Source organism: Pseudomonas sp. SWRI99 (genome assembly GCF_014270125.1).
GTDB classification, from domain to species: Bacteria; Pseudomonadota; Gammaproteobacteria; order Pseudomonadales; family Pseudomonadaceae; genus Aquipseudomonas; species Aquipseudomonas hamedanensis.
Genome location: NZ_JABWQR010000011.1, coordinates 67,684 through 89,719, shown reverse-complemented (window position 1 = coordinate 89,719; position 22,036 = coordinate 67,684). Strand labels below are relative to the sequence as shown.

Genomic DNA, 22,036 nt, shown 5'->3' with positions numbered 1-22,036 from the left:
GTCATCCAGAACCGGGCGGATGGCATCTGAATAGTGTGTATCCATGAATGAAGATGGCACGATCTGCGCTGTACCGCCATGTTCCCGTTGGACGCTGCAAAGATGAAAAGGAGCCCCAGCATAGCTAAATCCCTCTTCGATGCGATAATGCGCCGGCGAGTTTTTTCCGTTGCCCCTTTTGTCGTTCAAGGAAGTCACAGCAGATGTTCGAGATTCAGCCGATGGACGCCACAAGCTTTCGCCAGCAGACCCGCCGCAGCACGGTGATCATTGCGGTGTTGTTCCTGGTGCTGGCGATGTTGTTTTCCAGTGCGGCGGTGGCGCTGTTCGGTGAACCGGGCGGGGATAATCTGCGCTTCAATGTCGGCGGGGTGTTCCTGGCGTTTCTGCTGACTGCGGCGTTGCTGCGCGGTCGTTTCTGGCACCAGAGCTGGATGGCGCCAGCGGTGTATGGCTGGCGGCTCAAACGCAATCTCATGAGCATCACCAATGTGATGCACCACGTCACGGCGGCGGTGGAGAATAACGATCCGACGGCGATGAAGGTGCTGCGTTTCTACCACTTGGGGTTGATGCAGATGCATGAGCTGGACGGCAACTCCAGTGACCACGGGCAACTGTTTCGCGAAGTCGAAGCCCATAAGGAGCGGATGCAGGCGCTGGGTCTGGAGCTTGATCAGTCGCGCCTCGATCCGCAATGGCTCGAAGCGCTGAAACCGGCCTCGCGTTAAAACGGGATACGTCGGGCGCGGCGCAGTTTCCATAAGCGAAACAGGCGCCCATACACCAGCAGGTTCACTGCCAGCACTACGCTGCCCAGTGCCAGTTGAATCTGCGGGGTCAGCCCCGCCGGATAAATGATCGGCCAAATGTAATGCTCGATGAAACCGCCGGCGTATTCGGTTTGCCCGGCAGCGTGACGCATCAGGTTTTCCCAATAGGTCAGCGGGCAGGTCAGGTGCAACACTTCGACCGCGACCCCCCAGGCAGCGGCCGGCACATGCAGCCACAGCAACCGTGGCCACTTCAGCACCAGCAGCCCGCCGAGCAGTACGAAGACAATAAAACCCAGATGGAACAGCACCAGCCCGTCGGCTGCGATTCGGTACAGCATGTCGTTTCCCTGACGTATGATTAGATAGCGCCATGGTACGCCGGTCTGGGGGGAATTCGGCGCCAGTGCGCAAGTTTGTCCAAGCGAGCAACGTGAAAGCGAGGTGCATATGAGGACCGACCAAACGCAACCGGACGATGATGAACCTACGGAAGAAGAGATCGAGCAGCAAAAGAAACGGGACGAGAAAACCTGGAAGCGCGACGACAGCAGAGAACTGTCGGACCGCGATCAGGAACGTCCGCTGAAACCCTGAACCATGGATACGAAAAGCCCCGCCTGAGCGGGGCTTTTCGCATTTCAGAGGTCTTCGTGCTGTGTGAAGTCCGGGTGTGTTGCCCGATATCCCAGCGTCTTGTCGATCCACGCATTGAGTTCGTTGACCATCACCGGCGGATGGCCAGGATAGCTTTCGAGGGTGCTGCGCAGGGTGCGTTCGATGTCGGCAACACTGTGCAGGTTTCGGGTCTTGATGTAATGGCCGATAAAACAGTCGAGTTCCAGGCGCTCTGTCTTGGACAGATGGATCCACTCCAGGCCGTTGACCTGTTTGATTGCAAAATCGTCGCTCACGTATTTCTCTGCAAGGCTTGAAAGTTGTTGGGGGATTCCTGATTTGTTGACGCTTTGGTCAACTGGTATACCAATCGGAAAGGCGGCGCGCATGCTATCCGTAGCGCAGGAAAATGTATGTATGACGATCCAAATGTCAGACAAGCGGTTGGTTCGCTCAAACGACTGTTTTGTGGGAAGTTGTTTCGCCATTGATACAGCGACTGTAACGCGACGGATTCAGTAGAACGCATGTCTGGATAACGCGCTGGTGCTTCGGTTATTTAGGCGGGCGTCGTCAGGCCTTCGTCGACAGCACGGTGCTTAGGTTATGCACAAATAGAATTTAAAAATAAAAATCAAGAGCGTTATGGTCTATGGAAATCTCTTCTCAGGACTCCCCATGAAGCTCTCTCGTATTCTGTGCAGCGTGCTGACCGCTGCCGTGCTGACCTCTCCATTTGCGTACGCTGCCGAGCCTTTGGTCCTGCACGTTGGAGATCAGAATTACTACAACATCCGCGCCTCGATAGAAGCGTCCGGCGTGTTGAAGGGCGCGCATTATACGGTCGACTGGAAGCATTTCCAGGCCGCAGCGCCGCTGGCCGAGGCCTTGCAGACCGGTGCCTTGGACCTGGGCTTTCTCGGCGACTCAGGCTTCCTGTTCCTCGCGGCGAAACAGGCGCCGGTCAAATTGATCGGTGTGTCGCGGCAGAATCCGGACACCATCGCCTTGTTGGTACCAAAGGATTCTCCGGTGCAAACCATTGCCGATCTTAAAGGCAAGAAAGTTGCGTATTGGCCCGGCGCCTGGAGTCAGCAGTTGACGTTGGGTGCGTTGGAGCAGGGCGGGCTGGCGGAGGACTACGTTGAGTTCGTCAAGCTGATGCCAATCGATGCGGCCGCGGCGTTGCCGCAAGGCAGCATTGACGCGTTTCCGGTCTGGGAACCGTATATTTCGCAACAGATCGTTTTCTCTGGCGCCCGGCCGATTCTGACCGCCAAAAACCTGATGCCGGGGCTCAGCGCCATCGCCGCTTCCACGCCAGCCATCGACAGCAAGCGTGAGGCAATTGCCGATTTTCTCGGGCGCTTGAAACAGGCACGGGCCTGGGTTGACAGCCACACCGATGAATACGCCGATCTCTGGGCGAAGAAGGCCAATCTCGATCAGCAAGTCTCGCGCCATTGGCTGCGCCAGGCGCACATGACCGTTGGGCCGGTAGACCAGCAGGCGGCAGCGGATCTGCAAAGCACCGCGGACTTCCTGTTTAAAGTCAAAGCGCTGCCAGCGCCCTTGGCCACGGCAGGCATCATCGACACGTCATTTCAACAAGCCTTGACGCACTGAAACGAGCGCCGGAACCAAACCCTGTGTACCTTATCCAACCTGCGCGCGCATCGCCGCGCAGGGATGGACGAAGGCGAGGGAGTTTTGCCAATCGACAACATGACGGCTAGCGCCGGACCCAAGGCAAAACATGATCCCCGGATACAAAGTTCTTTGTGCAGCGCTCATCGCCCTCGGTCTGGCAGGTTGCATCGCGGCGCCCATCGAAATGACCGCGCAAACCGAAAGCCGCCTGCAAACCCAGGCGCCTGTGCGTTTTCTGCTGACATTTGACGATGGCCCGAGTGCGTCGGGGTGGTGGAATCCCACGGCGACCGTGCTTGACAGCCTCAAGACCAATCCGGTGCAACCGGGCATCAAAGCGGTGTTTTTCGTGCAGACCCGTGCGCCCAGGGCCGGCAACAGCGAAATTGGCCGCAGCCTCATGCGTCGCGAACACGACGAGGGGCATATTCTGGCTTTCCACACGGCGACCCACTGGCACACCAACCATCGGTTGCTTGATCCGCAGGAACTCGAACAATCGCTGACTGATGGCACAGCAGACATCGCCGCCGTTACGGGCGCGCCGCCGACGCTGCTGCGCCCGCCATTCTGGAACTACGACAAACGCACCTTCGCGGCCTATCAACAGCATGGCTTGCGCGTTTTGCTGACCGACTTGAGTGCCAATGACGGCAAGATCTGGGGCTTCAACGCCAGTCCGCGGCGCCGAGCGAACATGTTGCGCCAGCTCTCCGAGGTGCGTGAGCGTATTGCGCTTGGCCAGTTCCCGACGGTGGAGGGGGTGATTCCGGTCGTGGTGACGTTTCATGACCTCAATCGCTATACCGCACGGCACACCCGTGAGTATTTGCAGATTCTGCTGGACAGTGCGGCGGCCACCGGGGTGAGGCTGGACGCAAAGCCGTTCTATGACGAAAGGGCTACGCTGGAAAGGGCGGCGCTGGCGCGCACGGTTCAGCAAAGCAGCGAACCGGTCAATTTGCCGGGCCTGTGGAACTGGATCTGGGACCAGGATGCCCACTGAGTGCTTGCGCAGTTTGTGAGCCAGTTGGCGTTTTCGGGGCAGGCAAGTGCAGTAGGCTCGCCTATGCTTGCTGGATAGCTCATCGCCTGCGAGGCGGCCGTCCATGCTTGCCATTGCCGACATTTGCCGCATCGTCGAATCGGGGTTTCCCGCTTATGAGTGCGATTGCATGCCAACCGGGCAAGGGCTGTTGTCCATCAAGATTTATGACCCGAAGACAGGGCGCGTCGAACTGCTGCTCGATGGCGTCTCCCCCGAGCACCTCGTCACGATACGTGATATCTCCAATTTCATCGCAGAGCTGCGCACCGAGATCAGCGCGGGTCGCAGGGCGTTCGCCGGCTAGTGCTTTATAAACGTCGCTGGAAAGCCTGAACGATGCGCCGCGTCGCTTCGTTGGTGTTGAGGTTCTGTACGGCATCCAGCGGAAACCAGATGCAATCGCTGATTTCGTTCTGTGGGCGCACCTCATCGATATTCACCACTGACGCTTCGTAGACGTGATGCCGCGTGCTGCCGGCCTCAAGCTCCATCAAGTACAGCAGCTCTTCGGCATCCAGCCCGGTTTCTTCTTGCAGTTCGCGTACGGCGGCATCTGCCCGGGTTTCTCCAGGCTCGACCTTGCCGCCGGGCAGCGACCAGTGATGGCGAGGTTTGCGCACTAGGAGAATATGTCGATCCTGTTCGCAAATGACGGTTGCGCGTACTTTCATCTGTTACTCATTGAATGCCTGTCACAAAACTGTAATTAAACTGCAATATTCGAGCCGGGCGGTGATTTAAAGGTTCCCTTAGAGTTGGGAACTGTGGCCTGAGCGAAAAGTGCCAGTGAATTGACGGACAGGTGCCGCGACAGCTGGTCCACACCCGCGCCGGAACCGGGTGTAAGGTAATTGCGCAAGATTGAAACTACCGTTGGCAAAAGGGAGGTGCTCATGAGCATTCCAATGCTGAACAAGCTGCACATGAACGGTTACGACGTGCTCAGTGTGAACAACGGCCCCTGGCGGGTCTGCACCCAGGGCGATCGATTGGCTTCGTTCTCGAGCCGGGAAGAGGCGATGGCGTATGCGGCGGCGCTCCCCGGCTATAAAAAACGCGCCAAGCGTGTGCAGGATCACAGCGCCGGTTGACCGGCTGTCAAAAAGAAGCCCCGGTTTTTCCGGGGCTTTTGTTTGGCAAAAATCGATAGATGTCAGTGGACTTTGGTTCGGCTGATGGCCCGGGCTTTTACCTCCTTGGCATAGACCTGCAGTCTTTCCTCGTCGGTTTGCAGGATCTCGCAAGACCTGAGCACGGCCTGGGCGTCCGCTTCGTTGCCTGATTTGCGCAACTGCTCGGCGATTCGCTTGAGGTCGACGGCCGACCAGCGCAAGTCCGATGCAACACTTTGCAGGTCGCGTTGAAGTTCGTGTTCGTATTCATTAAGCCGCATGATCACCTCCGAAACATTGTCGGTAGAAAAGAGTAGCCGCATTTACGGCGGTCGTGCGCGATCGTCTGACGCCCGGCTGAACGGATGTAAAAAAACCTCCAATCACCCGTAACAGCGGGGTGCCACGATGGATGTGCAGACGGTTTAACGGTACATTCGCGGTTTTTACGAACAGGTAAATAACATGCGGATATGGATCGGCAGTCTGGCATTGGCCCTGTTGACGGGTTGCTCTTTACCGGCCTCGCTGGTACCGGGTGAACCCAACGTCAGCAAGACCAGTGACAAGCCCCCCAGGGACTATGCCGCGTGCGTATTGCCGTTGTGGCAGCGGGATGTCGCGAAGACTTCGCAGACATCGATTTCCAATGGCTATCGCATCACCGCGCCGAGCATCATCACCGCGGATGAGATTCTCGATATCGTCAAATACAAGAACGGCAGCAAGGTGTCATTGTATCAGGGGCCGCCGTGGGCCAAATCAGGTTCGCTGCGCCAGTCGGTACGTGATTGCTTGTAACGAAGGCGCCTTGATCGGCAAAAAAAGCAGAGACCGCAGCGACGGTGTCTGCGTTTTCAGATCGAGCAACTTTTCGCGTTCATAACAATGCGCAGACTCGCAGTGTGAAGGTGAGATGTTGTTTTTGCCGATGGCGGTGCGCGTGTACTCGAGCGGTTCACTGTGCCGAAGTGGGGTTGACACTGAAAAGGGTTAGCGCACCCATAGACCCTGTTAAACGCTCGCAATGAGCGGTGACAGTTACCCGCCAAGGGTTTTCCCTGAGTGCACTAGGCTTTTGATTGCCGGTCGATAATTGCCCGGCACTTCGTTCAAGGAGCCTCGGATCATGGATGATCTGGTCAAAGATATTATTCCGTTGTTGCAGTACCTCGTCCCCGGGTTTTTATCGACTTGGATCTTTTATTCCCTCACGGCGTTCAAGCGACCGGATACGTTCGGACAGATTGTGCAGGCATTGATTTTTACGTTTGTGATTCAGGGCGCCGTGTTGGCGATTGGCACCTTGTGCCTGTGGATCGGCTCGAAGGGATTCTCTATAGGCGTTTGGGATGGTCGAGCGCAAACGCTGTGGGCGTTTGTGTTCTCATTGATGCTTGGATTGCTCGCCTGTTATCTGGCGACCAATGACAAAATGCATGGCTGGCTGCGCCGGCGAAACGTCACGAAACAATCTTCTTACCCGAGTGAGTGGTTCTGCGCCTTTGCACAATTCAACCGCTTCATAACCCTGCATTTGCATGACGAGAGGCGCGTGTTTGGCTGGCCTGTCGAATGGCCATCCGAGTCAAGCCGTGGGCAATTCGTCATGCAGAATCCGCGTTGGGTCACTGATGATGGCGAGTCTGCGCCTTTTGGTGCCGAACTTTTGCTGATAGATTCTGCGCAAGTGAAATGGGTTGAGTTCAGCCCGGTATCAGAGGGTTTATCATGACGACTGCCAGAGCACCGCAACCAATGCCAAAGCAATACGAACGCCTTTTCGTAGGGCCGGACGGCAAACCGCTGGAGCAGCCGTTGATCAAAGCACCCAGTGCTCCGCCGCCGCTGAAGCACTGGACGCCACGATAACGCCTTAGCCCCAACCCTGCGCTACAGCCCGGCGAATCGCCTCCAGCAGCATCGCAAACGCCGGGTTGTCGTTGTTCTCCCGCCAGATCAGGTGCAGTTCGCTTTGCACCCCTTCGCCGAGGTTGATCTCGCGAAACACCACATCTTTGAACACCACACTGGTCGCGCAACGTGGCACCAGTGCCAGGCCCATGCCGGCGTTGACCAGCGCCAGAATCGTCAGTGACGACCCCAGCCATTGCACGTAATCGGGGGCGACCCGCGCCGAGCGCAGCATGCCGGTCAACAGTTCGTTGAACGGCGGATACGCGGCGTGGGAGTACATCAGGAAGGGCTGCTTGTCGAGGTCGGCGACCGAAACGTCGACCGCGTTCGCCAGCGCGTGTTCACGTGGCACCGCCAACACAAACGGTTCACGCACCAGGCACTCGGTGGCGTAGCCCGGCTCCAGTAACGGCGCGCGGGCGATCCCCAGATCGATGCGGCGCGCACGCAACGCCTCGTGCTGCTGATAAGTGTTCATCTCTGAAAGATCGATTTTCACCTGCGGCTGTTTCAGGCGTGCTTCGGCGATCACCTTCGGCAAAAACTCATACACCGCACTCCCGACAAAAGCGATGTTCACCGTGCCGATGTCGCCCTCGGCAAACCGGCGAGCGGTGACGGCTGCCTGCTGGGCGCGCTCCAGCAAATTCTGCGCTTCAACGAAAAACGCCCGGCCAGCCGCCGTCAGTGCAACGCTGCGGGTACTGCGGGTGAACAACTCCACACCCAGATGATGTTCCAGCAATTGAATCTGCCGGCTCAGCGGTGGCTGGGTCATGTTCAGGCGCTCGGCGGCGCGGCGGAAGTTCAGTTCGGTGGCCACCGTGGTGAAGCAGCGCAGTTGGGTCAATTCAAACATTGATCTAATCCAGGTATCAATCGAGTGCGAGTTTAGATTAGACGGGATCAATACCTGGCGTCCATGATCGGTCCATCGCCTCAAGTCATCCCTAAAAAAACAAGATCGGGAGTCGCCCCTTGAAAACCCTCCAGAGTCCCTCGGACGTCACGGTACTGGCCCGCGCTGCCGCCAAGGTCAAGCGCCACGTATTGCCGCTGTTTGTGGTGATGTTCATCGTCAACTACATCGATCGGGTCAACATTGGTTTCGTGCGCAGTCACCTGGAGACCGATCTTGGTATCGGTGCGGCGGCGTACGGTCTGGGTGCCGGTTTGTTTTTCATTGGCTACGCGCTGTTCGAAGTGCCGTCCAACCTGCTTCTGCAGCGCTACGGTGCGCGGGTCTGGCTGACGCGGATCATGTTCACCTGGGGCGCTGCTGCAATGGCGATGGCGTTTGTTCGGGGTGAAACCAGTTTCTATGTGCTGCGCTTTATTCTCGGTGCCGCCGAGGCCGGGTTCTTCCCGGGGATCATTTATTACTTCACCCAGTGGTTGCCGGCCTCCGAGCGCGGCAAAACCATGGCGGTGTTTCTCAGTGGTTCGGCGATTGCTTCGGTGATCTCCGGGCCGGTGTCCGGCGCGCTGTTGCACATCAGCGGTCTGGGCCTGCACGGCTGGCAGTGGATGTTCCTCATCGAGGGCGCGGCGTCGGTGGTGCTGTGCGCGTTTGTCTGGTTCTGGTTGCAGTCGCATCCGCGGCAAGCCAAGTGGTTGAGCGAGGAGGAGCGTGAGGCGCTGGTGGCCGCGATTGCCGAGGAGCAGCGCGCCCGCGAAGCGGTGCAGGCCGCCAAGCCATCGATGTTCAAACTGTTGGCCGACCGGCAGATTGCGCTGTTCTGCTATATCTATTTTTCCATCGCCCTGACCATTTACGGCGCGACCTTTTGGTTGCCGAGCATGATCAAGAAGATGGGCAATCTCGGCGACTTTGAAGTCGGTCTGCTCAACTCCATCCCGTGGATCATTTCGATTGTCGCCATGTACGGTTTTGCGGCGATGGCCGGCAAGTGGAAATTCCAGCAGGCCTGGGTCGCGCTGACCCTGGTGATCGCGGCCATCGGCATGTTCATGTCGACCACCGGCGGGCCGGTGTTTGCCTTTGTCGCCATCTGCTTCGCGGCGATCGGTTTCAAAGCGGCATCCGCGCTGTTCTGGCCGATTCCGCAGAGCTATCTGGATGCGCGAATCGCGGCGGCGGTGATCGCGTTGATCAATTCCATCGGCAACCTCGGCGGCTTCGTTGCGCCGACTGCGTTCGGCATTCTTGAGCAGACCACTGGCTCCATTGAGGGCGGCTTGTATGGCTTGGCGGCGACATCGCTGATCGCTGCCGTGGTGATCTTCTTCGCCCGCACCGCGCCGGGGGCCAAAGGCAACACCGGGGCAAAGCCCGCTGACGTGGCCGCCGTCGTCGCGACGGCCCGTCCGGCGGCGAACCATTGAATTGATTGTTGATCTGTCAGGAGCGTTATCTTGAAAATCACCCGTGTCAGCGTCACTCCAATCGCCTTTCGTGATCCACCGCTGCTCAATGCCAGCGGCATCCACGAACCCTTCGCCCTGCGCTCGATCATCGAGATCGAGAGTGACAACGGCTACATCGGCCTTGGCGAAAGCTACGGTGATGCCCCGGCGCTGGCGATCCAGCAGCAGTTACAGGCGCAATTGATCGGACTTGATCCGTTCAACCTCAACCAGTTGCGCGCCATCGTCCAGGCAACAGTTGCGGCAAATAAACCCGCCAGTATCGCCGGCGCCGAACTGGCCCCCGGCTCCCATGCCAGCAAGGCGGTGAGCAATGCTTATTCGGCGTTCGAGGTGGCTTTCCTCGATTTGCAGGCGCATTACCTGAATGTGCCGCTGGTGGATCTGCTCGGCGGTGCGATACGCGATGAGGTGCCGTTCAGCGCGTACCTGTTTTTCAAATATGCCGAACATATCGATACACCCTACAAGCCGGATAGCTGGGGCGAGGCGCTGAGCGAGCAGCAAATCGTCACGCAAGCGGCACGGATGATCGAGGCGTACGGTTTCAAGAGTATCAAGCTCAAGGCCGGTACCCTGCCGCCAGAGCATGAGGTGGCTTGCGTCAAGGCGCTGAAAAAAGCCTTTCCCGGCTATCCGCTGCGCATTGATCCGAACGGCAACTGGTCGCTGGAGACAGCGATCCGCATGGCCGAACTGCTCGGCGATGACTTGCAGTATTACGAAGACCCGACTCCGGGCCTCGGCGGCATGGCCGAACTGCACAAGCGCACCGGGTTGCCGCTGGCGACCAATATGGTGGTCACCGATTTCGATGAACTACGCCGCAGCATTGCGCAGGACAGCGTGCAGATTGTCCTCGCCGACCACCATTACTGGGGCGGCCTGCGCGACACCCAGACCTTGGCGAAAATGTGCGATGTGTTTGGTCTCGGTGTGTCGATGCATTCCAATTCACACTTGGGCATCAGCCTGATGGCGATGGCTCACGTCGCGGCGGCAGTGCCGAATCTCGATTACGCCTGCGACACCCATTACCCGTGGCAAGAGCCGGACGAGGAAGTGATCAGGGGCGGCAAATTGCCGATTGTCGATGGCTGCGTGAAGATCACCCGTGCGCCGGGGCTGGGGCTGGAACTGGACCGTGATCAATTGGGCAAACTGCATGACCAGTACCTGAGCTGCGGGATTCGTCAGCGTGATGACGTGCGGCAGATGCAGCGTTACAAGGCGGATTGGAAAGCGGTCAAGCCGCGGTTTTGAGGTTCCGGGTCGGGCCCCATCGCGAGCAGGCTCACTCCTGCATTTTGAAATGCGTTCCCCTGTAGGAGTGAGCCTGCTCGCGATGGGGCCCGACCTGTCAAAGCGTTTCTATCAACCAGTCCCGAAACGCTTTCAACGACGGCAAATTCTCGTTACGCGGCGGATACACCAGATAGTAGCGGCGGCGGCTGGTAATCGCCTCGCCCAGTTGCAGCAACTCGCCCTTGAGCAATTCCTCCTCGACCAGAATCCGCGGCACCAGGCCTACGCCGATATTGGCCCGTACGGCTTGAATCAAATGGGCCGTCATCTCGAAACTGGGGCCGATGCGCATGCTGCGATGGGGTAGTGCGTGCTGGCTGAACCACTCGGCCCAGGCCTGCGTGTTGCTGCTGACGTTGAGCAACAACTGTCCGGCGATGTGCTGCTCGGCGTCATCGCGCTCGGCGGCCGATAACTGCGCGCTGGCGATCGCCACCAGTTCCTCGGTGTGCAGGGGCAGGGCGCTCAGCCCCGGCCACTCACCGCCCCCGACGCAGATCGCGGCATCGATTTCGCTGGTATCGAAATCGATGCTCTCGATGCGTGAATGCAAATGCACGGTCATGCCCGGGTGCGCCGTGTAGAAATCTTTCAGGCGCGGCAGCAACCATTTCGAGCCGAAGGTCGGTAACGTCGCCAGGCGCAGGCTATGAATGCCTGAGCCAAATGCCATGGCCTGCAAGGTTGCACTTCGAATCTGTCCCAGTGCCTCGGCGAGTTCGCGTTGATACATGCGGCCGACATCGGTCAGCACGACCTTGCGGCCCTCGCGGTTGAACAGGCGCATGCCAAGCATTTTTTCCAGAATCTGCACCTGACGGCTGACCGCGCTTTGCGTCAGCGAAAGCTCATGGGCGGCGCGGGTGTAGCTTTCGTGGCGGGCGGCGGCTTCGAAAGCCAGCAGCAGCGACATGGATGGCGTGAGGGTGCGCGGATTCATTCGTAATTATCATGATTAGCGGGTGGAATTTACGGTTGTCCCCACAGCGCCAGGCAATGAACATGGACGGCATGAGATGGCGGAGCCTGACGCAATCATTCGTTGCGTACAACTGTTCACCGCCACACGGCCCGATTTTGACCGAGATGCCTGACCGATGATTGCCCAGCTGTCGCCCGCCAAAGCCCTGACCACTGATTACCAGCAATTTCTCAAAGCGCTGAAAACCAGCGGATTCCGCGGTGAAATCAGCGCCGATTACGCCAGCCGCGTGGTACTGGCCACTGACAACTCGATCTACCAGCGCCTGCCGCAAGCGGCGGTGTTTCCGATGGATGCCGATGACGTCGCGCGGGTGGCGCGACTGATCGCCGAGCCGGCTTATGCGCAGGTGGTGATCACCCCGCGTGGCGGCGGCACTGGCACTAACGGCCAGTCGCTGACTGACGGCATCGTCGTTGACCTGTCGCGGCACATGAACCGCATTCTCGAAATCAACGTGCAAGAGCGCTGGGTGCGGGTACAGGCCGGCGTCGTCAAGGATCAGTTGAACGCGGCGCTGAAGTCCGCAGGGCTGTTTTTCGCGCCGGAACTGTCGACCTCCAACCGCGCCACCGTCGGCGGCATGATCAACACCGATGCCAGCGGCCAGGGCAGTTGCACCTACGGCAAGACCCGCGACCACGTACTCGCGTTGGACATGGTCCTGCGCGGCGGCGAGCGTCTGCACAGCACGCCGCTGGAGGAAGGTGAACTGCAAGCGCACTGCGCCCGTCAGGATCGTGTCGGTGAGGTCTATCGTTGCGCACGCAAGATCATCGATGAGCAAGGCGCGTTGATCAAAGAGCGCTTTCCCGATCTCAATCGCTGCCTGACCGGCTATGACCTGGCGCACCTGCGCGAGGCCGACAACCGCTTCAATCTCAACAGCGTGCTCTGCGGGGCTGAAGGTTCGCTGGGGTTTGTTGTCGAGGCGCGGCTGAACGTGTTGCCGATTCCCAAACACACGATGCTGGTCAATATCCGCTATGCCGGGTTCATGGATGCGTTGCGCGATGCGCGGGCGTTGATGGCGCTCAAACCGCTGTCGATTGAAACCGTCGATTCGAAGGTTTTGCTGCTGGCGATGCAGGACATCGTCTGGCACGGCGTCGCCGAGTATTTTCCAGACAGCGGCGGACGACCAACCTTGGGCATCAACCTCGTCGAGTTTTGCGGCGATGATCCCGAGGATGTGCAACGCCGCGTCGAAGCCTTCATCGAACACCTCAAAAATGACCAGACGGTTGAGCGCCTGGGGCACACGCTCGCTATCGGGCAAGCGGCGGTGAGCAAAGTCTACGGCATGCGCAAACGGGCGGTGGGCCTGCTCGGCAACGTCGCCGGTGAAGCGCGGCCGCAGCCGTTCGTCGAGGACACCGCGGTGCCGCCGCAACACCTGGCCGAGTACATCGCCGAACTGCGCGAACTGCTCGACAGCCATGGCTTGCAGTACGGCATGTTTGGCCACGTTGACGCGGGCGTCTTGCACGTACGGCCGATTCTCGACATGAAGGATCCGCAACAAGCGGCCTTGGTGCGTCCCGTTTCCGACGGCGTCGCGGCGCTGACCCAGCGTTACGGCGGCCTGTTGTGGGGCGAGCATGGCAAGGGGTTGCGCTCGGAATATGCCCCAAAGTTTTTCGGCGAACTGTATCCGGCGCTGCAAGCGCTGAAAGCGGCGTTCGACCCATTCAATCAGTTCAACCCGGGCAAGATCGCCACGCCGGCCAACAGCGAGGCGGCGTTGCTGAAAATCGATGGCGTCACGTTGCGTGGCGAACTCGACCGGCAGATCGACGAAAAAGTCTGGCAGGACTACGGCGCGGCGATGCATTGCAACGGCAACGGTGCCTGCTACAACTTCGATCCTGACGATGCGATGTGCCCGTCGTGGAAGGCCACCCGCGAGCGCGCGCAGTCGCCCAAGGGCCGCGCCTCGCTGATTCGCGAGTGGCTGCGTTTGCAGGGCGAGGCGGGCGTCGACGTGTTGTCCGATGCCGTGCGCACCCCGGCTTTTTTCAGCACGCTGTGGCAGCGTTGGCGCAACAGTCGCGCTAAGGTCCAGGACTTTTCCCATGAGGTCTACGACGCCATGGCCGGTTGCCTGGCGTGCAAGTCGTGCGCAGGGCAGTGCCCGGTGAAGGTCAATGTGCCGGAGTTCCGTTCGCGGTTTCTGGAGCTGTACCACAGCCGTTACCTGCGTCCGGCGCGGGATTATCTGATCGCTTCGCTGGAATACAGCATCCCCTACATGGCGCGGATTCCGACGCTGTATAACGGATTGATGGGCGCTGCGTTCGTTCGCCGCCTGTTGCAGCGCTTGGGGGGTATGGTCGATGTGCCGCTGCTCAGCCGCTTTGATTTCCACGCAGCGATGCGCCGTTGGCAGGTGCAGTCGGCAACGGTCGCGGCCTTGTCGGCGCTGACGCCGGCGCAACGTGAGCGCAGCGTGGTGATCGTTCAGGACGCCTTTACCCGCTACTTCGAGGCGCCGTTGCTGGCTGATTTGGTCGAGCTGATTTCGCGTTTGGGTTATCAGGTCTATCTGGCCCCGTTCAGTGCCAACGGCAAGCCGTTGCACGTGCAGGGATTTCTGTCGGCGTTCAATCGCGCTGCGCTGCGCAACGCCCGGCAGTTGCGCGAACTGGCCGATGTCGGTGTACCGCTGTTGGGGCTCGATCCGGCGATGACTTTGGTTTATCGCCAGGAGTACCTCAAGGTTCCCGGCATGCAGCAATGCCCGGAAGTGGCGCTGGTGCAGGAGTGGCTGCTTAAGGTCATGCCGCAGCAGGCGCCTCTGGACCAATCTGCAAAGTACCGACTGCTCGCCCACTGCACCGAGAAAACCAACGTTGGCGCCGCGACCCGGCAATGGGAGCAGGTGTTTGAGCGCGCTGGCCTGAAACTCGCCACCCAGGCCACCGGTTGCTGTGGCATGTCAGGCACATACGGCCACGAGGCGCGCAACCGCGAGACGTCGGCGCTGATTTACGAGCAATCGTGGGCGCGACAGGTGCAGGCGCCGGCGGAGCAGGGCGAGGCCTTGGCCACCGGTTATTCCTGCCGCAGTCAGGTCAAGCGCCAGTCGGATCAGGCGCTACGCCATCCATTGCAGGTGGTGCTTGAGGTGCTGCGTCGCTGAGGCGCTCGTCGGCGTCGTTGTCCCAGATCAGGCGCGGGTCGAAACTCATCGCCGCGAGCATGGTAAACACCACGACCAGGCCAAAAAACAGGATGCCCGGTCGTGGCTCGATATCCCCCAGAGCCTGAAACTTCACCAGGGCCGCGACCAGCGCGACGACCAGCACGTCGAGCATCGACCAGTAGCCGATCAGCTCGACGAACCGGTACAGCTTCGAACGCTCCTTGCGCGCCCAGTCGCTGTCGCGCTGCACGGTCAACAGCAGCAAGGTGAGGGCGACAAACTTGATCCCCGGCACCGCGATGCTGGCGATGAAGATGATCAGGGCAATGTCCCACGCTCCGGCCTCCCAGAATTCCAGCACGCCGCTCATGATCGTGCTGTCGGCGCCGCTGCCGAGCATGGTGGTGTTCATCACCGGCAGCAGATTGGCCGGCACGTAAAATGCCAGCGCCGCCAGCATGTAGGCCCAGGTGCGGGCCAGCGAATTGATTTTGCGTCGGTGCAGCGGCGCGTCGCAGCGCGGGCATTGGTGCGGCTCGTCTGTCATGTCGCAGGCCAGGCCGCAGCTGTGGCACAGGCACAGGTTCAGCTCGCTGGCGGTGGGTGGTCGCTTCATAGGATGTCCCAGAGTTCACGGATGTCGCGGCCGGCAATGCGGATCATCATCAGGCTCAGCACCGCCAGCGCGAACAGGCCGATGCCGGGCAAGACATCGAGTAGCCCGGCGAGCTTGAACACCGCCACCATGGCTCCCAGCAGACACACTTCAAGCATGCTCCACGGCCGCAGGGTTTCCAGCCAGCGCATGCACAACTTGAACCCCGGCGCGCGGCGTCCGCCGAGGGCGAAGCTCAGCACCCAGGTCAGCAGCACCAGTTGAAACGCCGGGGCAATGATGATGGAGATTGCTGCGACCAGCGCGATAAACGTGATCGGCCCCTGACTCAAGGCCAGCACCGAGTCCCACAGCGTCGCACTGTTTTTCAGGCCTTTGAGGCTGATGCTCATCACCGGATAGAAATTGGCGAACAGCCACAACATCGTCGCCGTGAACGTCAGTGCCAGGCGCTGTTCGATGGTCAGTCCGTTGTAGCGCTGAAGCACGCCGTTGCAGCGCACGCACAGGGTTTTCTGATGTTTGGCGAGTGCGACTTTTTCGTACACGCAGTCACAGTGCTCGCAGATGATCAGGTGTTCGGTGTTGACCATGGACAACGCTCGACTGCTGGCCACAAGGGCAGGGGGACTTGATCACTATAGAAGCCTGACGCTATTGGGCAACTCGGAAACGCCGCCGGGTCGAGCATTTTTCTGAGAATTACTCTCGATTCAGTGCTTGTATTGTTATAAGGTAACGCAAATTTTTTGCCGGGCCTTTGTTAGGAAGCCTGGCTTTTCCCTTCGATTGCGAAATGCCCATGACGATTGCGCTCCCCCGTTCTGCCCCGTTGACGACTGGCCGGCTGTTGTCCATCGATGCCCTCAGAGGCTTGGTCATCCTGTTCATGCTGCTTGATCACGTCCGCGAAACCTTTTTGCTGCACCGTCAGGTCAGCGATCCGATGGACATCGCCAGCACCGAGCCGGCGTTGTTTTTCAGCCGCACGCTCGCGCATTTGTGTGCGCCGGTGTTTGTACTTCTGACCGGGTTGTCTGCGTGGTTGTATGGAGAAAAGTACGCCGGCAAAACCGATGTCAGCGCGTTTCTGTTCAAGCGCGGATTGTTCCTGGTGGTGCTGGAATTCACCCTGGTCAATTTCGCCTGGACGTTCCAGTTGCCACCGAGCGTGATCTACCTGCAAGTGATTTGGGCCATCGGCCTGAGCATGATCGCTTTGTCGCTGCTGGTCTGGTTGCCGCGCGCCGTACTGCTCGCTTTGAGCGTGGCGATCATCGCCGGGCACAACCTGCTCGACGCAGTGCATTTCCCGGTCGAATCAGCCATGCACGTGCCTTGGGCAATTCTGCATGACCGTGGCTGGATCGAGATCAGCGAAACCCTTCGGCTGCGCACCTCCTATCCGCTGTTGCCGTGGATTGGCGTGATCGGTCTGGGCTATGCGCTGGGGCCGTGGTTTGCCCGGGGAATGGACGCGGCTGTGCGCCAGCAACGTTTGCTGGTTGCCGGCGTGGGTGGACTGCTGGGGTTTGTGGGGCTGCGCTTGCTCAATGGCTACGGCGAAAAACCCTGGACCGTCAGCGATTCGCTGGTGCAGACCCTGATGAGTTTTTTCAATATCACCAAATACCCGCCGTCGCTGCTGTTTCTAGCGCTGACCGTCAGCCTCGGGCTGTTGCTGCTACTGGCTTTCGAGCGTGTTCAGGATCGCCGCTGGATTCGTTGGTTGACCGTTTTCGGTTCGGCGCCGATGTTCTTTTACCTGTTGCATCTGTATGTGCTGAAAGTCTTGTACCTGATCGCCGTGGCGTTGTTCGGGCTGAATCAGGGCAGCTATTTCGGCTTTTCGACGGTGGCGGCGGTGTGGCTGGCGGCAGTGGTTCTGGCCGTAGTGCTGTTCCCGGCAGTGCGCTGGTTCTCGGCACTGAAAGCGCGCCGCCGCGATATCGGTTGGTTGAAATATCTGTAAGTTGTGCGGACTTGTGGGAGTGAGCTTGCTCACGAAGGCGTCGCGTCAGCTGATTTGTCTGTAGCTGAGACACCGCTTTCGCGAGCAGGCTCGCTCCCACAGTGGACAGGTGTTGTGCCCCCGAATCGCAAGCGCCGCCATCCCCTGTGGGAGTGAGCTTGCTCACGAAGGCGTCGGGTCAGCTGATTTGTCTGTAGCTGACACATAGCTTTCGCGAGCAGGCTCGCTTCCACAGGTTTCACACTGCCTGGATTATTTGCGATCCAGCCACACGGTCTGCGCATTGCAGAATTCACGCACGCCGAAGTGCGACAGTTCGCGGCCGAAACCACTCTTCTTCACACCGCCGAAGGTCACCCGTGGATCGCTGGCGGAGTAGCCGTTGATGAACACGCCGCCGGTTTCCAGTTCGCTGGTGAGTTGCTGGGCCAATGGCACGTTGGCGGTGTAGATCGTGGCGGTCAGGCCGAATTCGCTGTCGTTCGCCAGCGCCACGGCATGCGCACAATCGCGGGCGGTGATGATCGACGCTACCGGGCCGAACAGTTCCTGTTTGAACGAGGTCATACGATCGGTGACGTTGGCCAGCACGGTCGGCTCGTAGTAGTTACCCGCTCCATCAACCTTGCCGCCACCTAGCAGCAGCGTCGCGCCTTCTTCAAGGGTGTCGCGCACTTGCTGATCGAGTTCGTCACGCAGATCGAAACGCGCCATCGGCCCGATATAAGTGTCGGCGTTCAGTGGATCGCCCATCTTCAGTTGACGTGTCGCTTCAACAAATTTGCGGGTGAACTCCTCGACCACGCCTTGTTCGATGATCAGACGTTTTGCGGCCGCGCAGACCTGGCCGGAATTCTGATAGCGGCCGATCACTGCCGCTTGCACGGCCTCATCCAGATCGGCGTCATTGAGCACAATGAACGGATCGGAGCCGCCCAGTTCCAGCACGCACTTCTTCAAGGCTGCACCGGCCTGAGCACCGATAGCCATCCCGGCACGGACACTGCCAGTCAGTGTCACGGCGGCAATGCGCGGATCGGCGATGGCTGTGGATACGCCTTCTGGGGTGACGTTGATCACTTCAAACACACCATCGGCGAAACCGGCACGGGTGAAGGCATCGCGCAGCAGATAGGCGCTGCCCATGACGTTAGGCGCATGCTTGAGCACGTAGGTGTTGCCGGCGATCAGGGTCGGGACGGCGCCGCGCAGCACTTGCCAGATCGGGAAATTCCACGGCATCACGGCGAGGATCGGCCCGAGCGGACGGTATTCGATGCGCGCCTTGCCGCCTTCGACCTGAGTGGTTTCGGCATCAAGCATGGCCGGACCGTGTTCGGCGTACCACTCACAGAGCCGGGCGCATTTTTCGACTTCGCCACGGGCCTGGGCGATCGGCTTGCCCATTTCCTGAGTGATCATCGTTGCCATGGCTTCAGCGCCGTCGCGCAGGGCACCCGCCAGCGCGGTCAACAAGCGGGAGCGATCCTGCAGCGGCTGGCGTTTCCATTTGTTGAAACCGAAGGCCGCGCGAGTCAGCGCCGCGTCGAGGTCGGCGGCGGATTCAAAAGCGTAGTGGCCGATCTGCTCGCCGGTGGCGGGGTTGATCGAAATAGCGTGGGTCTGGCTGGAAATCTGGCTCATGGCGTCGTCCTGCTGTTCGGTGGATGGGCCTAGAGTAGGGTGGTGTTTGTTTTCTGGAAACTGAATAATACAGAGCGTTCCTTTCACGATTGGAGAATGACTGTGGATCTGGTGCAACTGGAAATGTTCAAAGCCGTGGCCGAACACGGCAGCATCAGCGCTGCCGCCGCGCAGATTCACCGCGTGCCGTCGAACCTGACCACGCGGATCAAGCAGCTCGAACAGGACCTCGGCGTCGATCTGTTCATTCGCGAGAAAAGTCGTTTGCGTCTGTCGCCGGCGGGGTGGAGTTTTCTTGAGTACGCGCGACGTATTCTCGATCTGGTGCAGGAAGCCCGCGCCACCGTCGCGGGTGAGGAGCCGCAAGGTGCATTTCCCTTGGGGTCGCTGGAAAGTACCGCGGCGGTGCGCATTCCCGAATTGCTGGCTGCGTACAACCAGCAGCATCCGAAGGTCGACCTGGACCTGTCCACCGGGCCTTCGGGGACGATGATCGACGGTGTGCTCTCCGGGCGTCTGGCCGCGGCGTTTGTCGACGGCCCGGTGCTGCATCCGGCGCTGGAAGGCGTGCCGGCGTTCGAAGAGGAAATGGTCATCATTGCACCGCTCAATCACGCGTCGGTCGAGCGTGCGGCGGATGTGAACGGCGAGAATATCTATGCCTTTCGTTCCAACTGTTCCTACCGCCACCATTTCGAAAAATGGTTCAGCACTGACGCCGCCGTCCCGGGCAAGATCTTCGAAATGGAGTCGTACCACGGCATGCTTGCTTGCGTCAGCGCCGGTGCCGGTCTGGCACTGATGCCGCGCAAAATGCTGCAAAGCATGCCCGGCAGCGCGACCGTCAGCGTCTGGCCGCTGGCGGCGGATTTCCGCTATTTGACTACTTGGCTGGTGTGGCGGCGGGGCACGGTGTCACGCAGTTTGAGCATGTTTGTACGGTTGCTTGAGGAGCGCGGCGTGGTGCGTGCGGAAGCCGAGTCTGCCGCAAACGGATCTACGCGACAGGTTGCCGGTTGAGGCTGTCGATCAACTCCTGTGTGCTGACAATGGCATGCGCAAAGGTCGGTCCGTTGAGTTCATGGGCCGCGTGCATCATTTCCGCTTTGAAGGCGGCTGTCGCATCGCGTACCAGGGTGACGTGGTAGCCCAGTTCCGAGGCGTAGCGGGCGGTGGCTTCGATGCAGGTATTGGCGAGCAGGCCGACGATGATCACATGGGTGATGCCTTGCTGCTTCAAACGAAAATCCAGATCAGTGTTGGCGAACCCGCTGGAACCCCAGTGCTCCTGCACCACGATGTCGCCCTCTTGCGGGGCGAAGTCCGGATGCCATTCGCCGCCCCATTCACCACGGGCGAAATGGTGCATGTGCATGATCTTGCACTGAGTGGGCGTGGGATGATCCCAGCCTTCGTAGTCGCCTTTTTCCCAACGGTGATGGGGGACGATGACCACCGGAATTTTCAGGCTGCGTACGGCGCGATCGAGTTTGCGCAGGTTGTCGAGCAAGCCGTTCTGCTCAGCCATCGGTTGGATCATCGGGAAAACCTTGCCGCCCTCGGAGAGGAAATCGTTGTACGGGTCGACGAGCAGATAGGCGGTTCTGTCCAGCGGATACAGGGGCTTCGACATCACGTTAACTCCGGTCAGGAAATGGAATCGTTGTGCAGGGCTTGTCCTGCAAACTTGTTAATATGATAATCATAGCAACTACAGAAGAGGCAAGTGTTGATGGCTGTAAACGATAGTTCTGCGAAGACCTTATGTCCGATTTCCCGGGCCGAGGAGGTCGTTGGCGATCGCTGGACAGTGCTGGTGCTACGCGAGTTGTTTATGGGTAGCCATCGTTATGACGAGATTCAGGCGCAGACCGGCGGTACGCCGCAAATGATCGCGACCCGTCTCAAAACCCTGGAGGCCGATGGACTGGTCGAACGTCGTTTATACAATGAGCGACCGAAGCGCTACGAATACCACCTCAGCGCAAAGGGCGAGGCGTTCTATCCGGTGATGATGGCGCTGCGGGCATGGGGCGAAACCTGGTGCAAGGCACCCGAGGAAGGTCTGGCGGTGGTCCTCACGCACAAACGCTGTAACCATGCGGCCGGCCTCGGGCCGCTGTGCGAGCACTGCGGCGAACCGTTGCGCCGCGAGGACTTGAGCAGCCAGCCACAAGAGCCTTACGCAGCCGAACGACAGGCGCGGCACGAAGCCTTCCGGAGCAAGTGAATCATGGCGTGCCGTTGCGCCCGTACAGACGATAACCGTCGCGCTGATCCAAGCGATCATAGTAGGCGCGCGCAGCAGCAAAATCCGCATGATCGAGCGGCGTTTCGAACCAGCGATTCACCGACAGCCCGATGGGGATGTCCGCCAGCGAAAACTGCTCACCACTGACGTAAGCGCCGGTCTTGTCCAACTGCCGGTCGAGAATTTCCATGTTCCGCGTCCAGTCGCGGCAACCCTGCGCGAGGGCGTCGCGGTTCTGGTAATCCGGCGATTTGCGCACCAGCGCCATCAACGGATACGACCACGAGCGGTTCAGCTCCGAAGCCTGCCAGTCGATCCACTGATCGACCCGAGCCCGGGCGATCGGCTCAGGCGGGTACAGATGGACGCCCGCGTAACGCGTCGCTAGATAACGGATGATCGTGTTGGATTCCCAGAGAGTGAAATCGCCGTCCTGAATCACCGGCACCATGGCGCAGGGATTGAGCGCGAGAAATTCCGGCGCGTTGGGTGATTTGAAGCCGGAACCCCAGTCTTCGCGCGTAAATGGAAGGTCCAGCTCAGCACAGGTCCACAGCACTTTGCGCACGTTGATCGACGAGGCTTTTCCGAGTATTCGCAGCATGGGCTCTCCCT

General features: G+C 59.6%; 25 protein-coding genes. 14 read left to right on the top strand and 11 right to left on the bottom strand.

The window, feature by feature from the left end:
- Nucleotides 1–203 precede the first annotated feature (203 nt).
- Nucleotides 204–731 carry a DUF3087 family protein gene (locus tag HU743_RS11205; protein WP_186621361.1) on the top strand — a complete coding sequence of 176 codons (528 nt, stop codon included), beginning with the start codon at nt 204–206 and terminating at the stop codon, nt 729–731.
- Here the strand turns inward: HU743_RS11205 and HU743_RS11200 are convergent.
- The gene (locus HU743_RS11200; RefSeq protein ID WP_186547768.1) at nt 728–1,114 is read right to left on the bottom strand and encodes a DUF2784 domain-containing protein; all 387 of its coding nucleotides are present in this window, start codon (nt 1,112–1,114) and stop codon (nt 728–730) included. The genes HU743_RS11205 and HU743_RS11200 overlap by 4 nt on opposite strands.
- A 109-nt stretch (nt 1,115–1,223) precedes the next feature.
- Between HU743_RS11200 and HU743_RS11195 the strand changes: the two genes are divergently transcribed.
- Nucleotides 1,224–1,370, top strand: coding sequence for a hypothetical protein (locus HU743_RS11195; RefSeq protein WP_186547766.1), 147 nt, complete (start codon nt 1,224–1,226; stop codon nt 1,368–1,370).
- Between the two features lie 44 nt (nt 1,371–1,414).
- On the opposite strand, the gene HU743_RS11190 is transcribed toward HU743_RS11195, so the two are convergent.
- Nucleotides 1,415–1,687 (bottom strand): hypothetical protein, encoded by a 273-nt coding sequence (locus HU743_RS11190; protein ID WP_186621356.1) that lies wholly within the window; start codon nt 1,685–1,687, stop codon nt 1,415–1,417.
- A gap of 382 nt (nt 1,688–2,069) precedes the next feature.
- Between HU743_RS11190 and HU743_RS11185 the strand changes: the two genes are divergently transcribed.
- From HU743_RS11185 to HU743_RS11175, 3 genes are all read left to right on the top strand, one after another.
- Entirely contained in the window at nt 2,070–3,017 is a 948-nt protein-coding gene (locus HU743_RS11185; protein ID WP_186648664.1) for an ABC transporter substrate-binding protein, read from the top strand.
- 130 nt (nt 3,018–3,147) lie between these two features.
- Nucleotides 3,148–4,047 (top strand): polysaccharide deacetylase family protein, encoded by a 900-nt coding sequence (locus HU743_RS11180; RefSeq protein WP_186621352.1) that lies wholly within the window; start codon nt 3,148–3,150, stop codon nt 4,045–4,047.
- Between the two features lie 103 nt (nt 4,048–4,150).
- On the top strand, nt 4,151–4,393 hold the full coding sequence (locus HU743_RS11175) for a DUF1652 domain-containing protein (RefSeq protein WP_186648663.1): 243 nt from the start codon (nt 4,151–4,153) through the stop codon (nt 4,391–4,393).
- Between the two features lie 4 nt (nt 4,394–4,397).
- Here the strand turns inward: HU743_RS11175 and HU743_RS11170 are convergent, their stop codons facing one another.
- On the bottom strand, nt 4,398–4,760 hold the full coding sequence (locus HU743_RS11170) for an NUDIX hydrolase (RefSeq protein WP_186621348.1): 363 nt from the start codon (nt 4,758–4,760) through the stop codon (nt 4,398–4,400).
- Nucleotides 4,761–4,982: 222 nt separating this feature from the next.
- Between HU743_RS11170 and HU743_RS11165 the strand changes: the two genes are divergently transcribed.
- Nucleotides 4,983–5,180: a DUF2188 domain-containing protein gene (locus tag HU743_RS11165; RefSeq protein ID WP_186547754.1), complete on the top strand. Its 198-nt coding sequence runs from the start codon at nt 4,983–4,985 to the stop codon at nt 5,178–5,180.
- A gap of 62 nt (nt 5,181–5,242) precedes the next feature.
- Here HU743_RS11165 and HU743_RS11160 read toward each other — a convergent pair whose 3' ends face one another.
- Nucleotides 5,243–5,482 carry a hypothetical protein gene (locus tag HU743_RS11160; RefSeq protein WP_186547752.1) on the bottom strand — a complete coding sequence of 80 codons (240 nt, stop codon included), beginning with the start codon at nt 5,480–5,482 and terminating at the stop codon, nt 5,243–5,245.
- Between the two features lie 184 nt (nt 5,483–5,666).
- Between HU743_RS11160 and HU743_RS11155 the strand changes: the two genes are divergently transcribed.
- Nucleotides 5,667–6,002, top strand: coding sequence for a hypothetical protein (locus tag HU743_RS11155; RefSeq protein ID WP_186621347.1), 336 nt, complete (start codon nt 5,667–5,669; stop codon nt 6,000–6,002).
- A 328-nt stretch (nt 6,003–6,330) separates the two neighbouring features.
- The gene (locus tag HU743_RS11150) at nt 6,331–6,936 is read left to right on the top strand and encodes a DUF6338 family protein (protein ID WP_186648662.1); all 606 of its coding nucleotides are present in this window, start codon (nt 6,331–6,333) and stop codon (nt 6,934–6,936) included.
- Between the two features lie 141 nt (nt 6,937–7,077).
- On the opposite strand, the gene HU743_RS11145 is transcribed toward HU743_RS11150, so the two are convergent.
- Nucleotides 7,078–7,977 (bottom strand): LysR family transcriptional regulator, encoded by a 900-nt coding sequence (locus HU743_RS11145; protein ID WP_186648660.1) that lies wholly within the window; start codon nt 7,975–7,977, stop codon nt 7,078–7,080.
- Nucleotides 7,978–8,096: 119 nt separating this feature from the next.
- Here HU743_RS11145 and HU743_RS11140 point away from each other — a divergent pair, with 119 nt between their 5' ends.
- Both HU743_RS11140 and HU743_RS11135 read left to right on the top strand, forming a co-directional pair.
- The gene (locus tag HU743_RS11140; protein ID WP_186648659.1) at nt 8,097–9,464 is read left to right on the top strand and encodes an MFS transporter; all 1,368 of its coding nucleotides are present in this window, start codon (nt 8,097–8,099) and stop codon (nt 9,462–9,464) included.
- Between the two features lie 30 nt (nt 9,465–9,494).
- Complete coding sequence (locus HU743_RS11135; RefSeq protein WP_186648658.1) at nt 9,495–10,769, top strand: glucarate dehydratase family protein; 1,275 nt, start codon at nt 9,495–9,497, stop codon at nt 10,767–10,769.
- Nucleotides 10,770–10,866: 97 nt separating this feature from the next.
- On the opposite strand, the gene HU743_RS11130 is transcribed toward HU743_RS11135, so the two are convergent.
- A complete protein-coding gene (locus HU743_RS11130; RefSeq protein WP_186547740.1) occupies nt 10,867–11,751 on the bottom strand; it encodes a LysR substrate-binding domain-containing protein in 885 nt (294 codons plus the stop codon).
- Nucleotides 11,752–11,908: 157 nt separating this feature from the next.
- Between HU743_RS11130 and HU743_RS11125 the strand changes: the two genes are divergently transcribed.
- Nucleotides 11,909–14,935, top strand: a complete 3,027-nt coding sequence (locus tag HU743_RS11125) for an FAD-binding and (Fe-S)-binding domain-containing protein (RefSeq protein WP_186648657.1) — start codon at nt 11,909–11,911, stop codon at nt 14,933–14,935.
- Here HU743_RS11125 and HU743_RS11120 read toward each other — a convergent pair.
- Nucleotides 14,868–15,554, bottom strand: coding sequence for a paraquat-inducible protein A (locus HU743_RS11120; RefSeq protein WP_186648656.1), 687 nt, complete (start codon nt 15,552–15,554; stop codon nt 14,868–14,870). The genes HU743_RS11125 and HU743_RS11120 overlap by 68 nt on opposite strands.
- A complete protein-coding gene (locus tag HU743_RS11115; RefSeq protein WP_186547733.1) occupies nt 15,551–16,147 on the bottom strand; it encodes a paraquat-inducible protein A in 597 nt (198 codons plus the stop codon). The genes HU743_RS11120 and HU743_RS11115 overlap by 4 nt, the downstream gene beginning before the upstream one ends.
- Nucleotides 16,148–16,356: 209 nt before the next feature.
- On the opposite strand from HU743_RS11115, the gene HU743_RS11110 reads away from it, so the two are divergent.
- Complete coding sequence (locus HU743_RS11110; protein ID WP_186648655.1) at nt 16,357–17,526, top strand: DUF1624 domain-containing protein; 1,170 nt, start codon at nt 16,357–16,359, stop codon at nt 17,524–17,526.
- 252 nt (nt 17,527–17,778) lie between these two features.
- On the opposite strand, the gene HU743_RS11105 is transcribed toward HU743_RS11110, so the two are convergent.
- On the bottom strand, nt 17,779–19,170 hold the full coding sequence (locus HU743_RS11105; protein ID WP_186630577.1) for an aldehyde dehydrogenase family protein: 1,392 nt from the start codon (nt 19,168–19,170) through the stop codon (nt 17,779–17,781).
- Between the two features lie 102 nt (nt 19,171–19,272).
- On the opposite strand from HU743_RS11105, the gene HU743_RS11100 reads away from it, so the two are divergent.
- Nucleotides 19,273–20,190 carry a LysR family transcriptional regulator gene (locus HU743_RS11100; protein WP_186548076.1) on the top strand — a complete coding sequence of 306 codons (918 nt, stop codon included), beginning with the start codon at nt 19,273–19,275 and terminating at the stop codon, nt 20,188–20,190.
- Here the strand turns inward: HU743_RS11100 and HU743_RS11095 are convergent.
- Nucleotides 20,168–20,803 (bottom strand): isochorismatase family cysteine hydrolase, encoded by a 636-nt coding sequence (locus tag HU743_RS11095; RefSeq protein ID WP_186648654.1) that lies wholly within the window; start codon nt 20,801–20,803, stop codon nt 20,168–20,170. The genes HU743_RS11100 and HU743_RS11095 overlap by 23 nt on opposite strands.
- Before the next feature lie 99 nt (nt 20,804–20,902).
- Here HU743_RS11095 and HU743_RS11090 point away from each other — a divergent pair, with 99 nt between their 5' ends.
- Nucleotides 20,903–21,400: a helix-turn-helix domain-containing protein gene (locus HU743_RS11090; RefSeq protein WP_186648653.1), complete on the top strand. Its 498-nt coding sequence runs from the start codon at nt 20,903–20,905 to the stop codon at nt 21,398–21,400.
- 1 nt (nt 21,401) lies between these two features.
- On the opposite strand, the gene HU743_RS11085 is transcribed toward HU743_RS11090, so the two are convergent.
- On the bottom strand, nt 21,402–22,025 hold the full coding sequence (locus HU743_RS11085) for a glutathione S-transferase (RefSeq protein ID WP_186648652.1): 624 nt from the start codon (nt 22,023–22,025) through the stop codon (nt 21,402–21,404).
- Between the last annotated feature and the right edge of the window lie 11 nt (nt 22,026–22,036).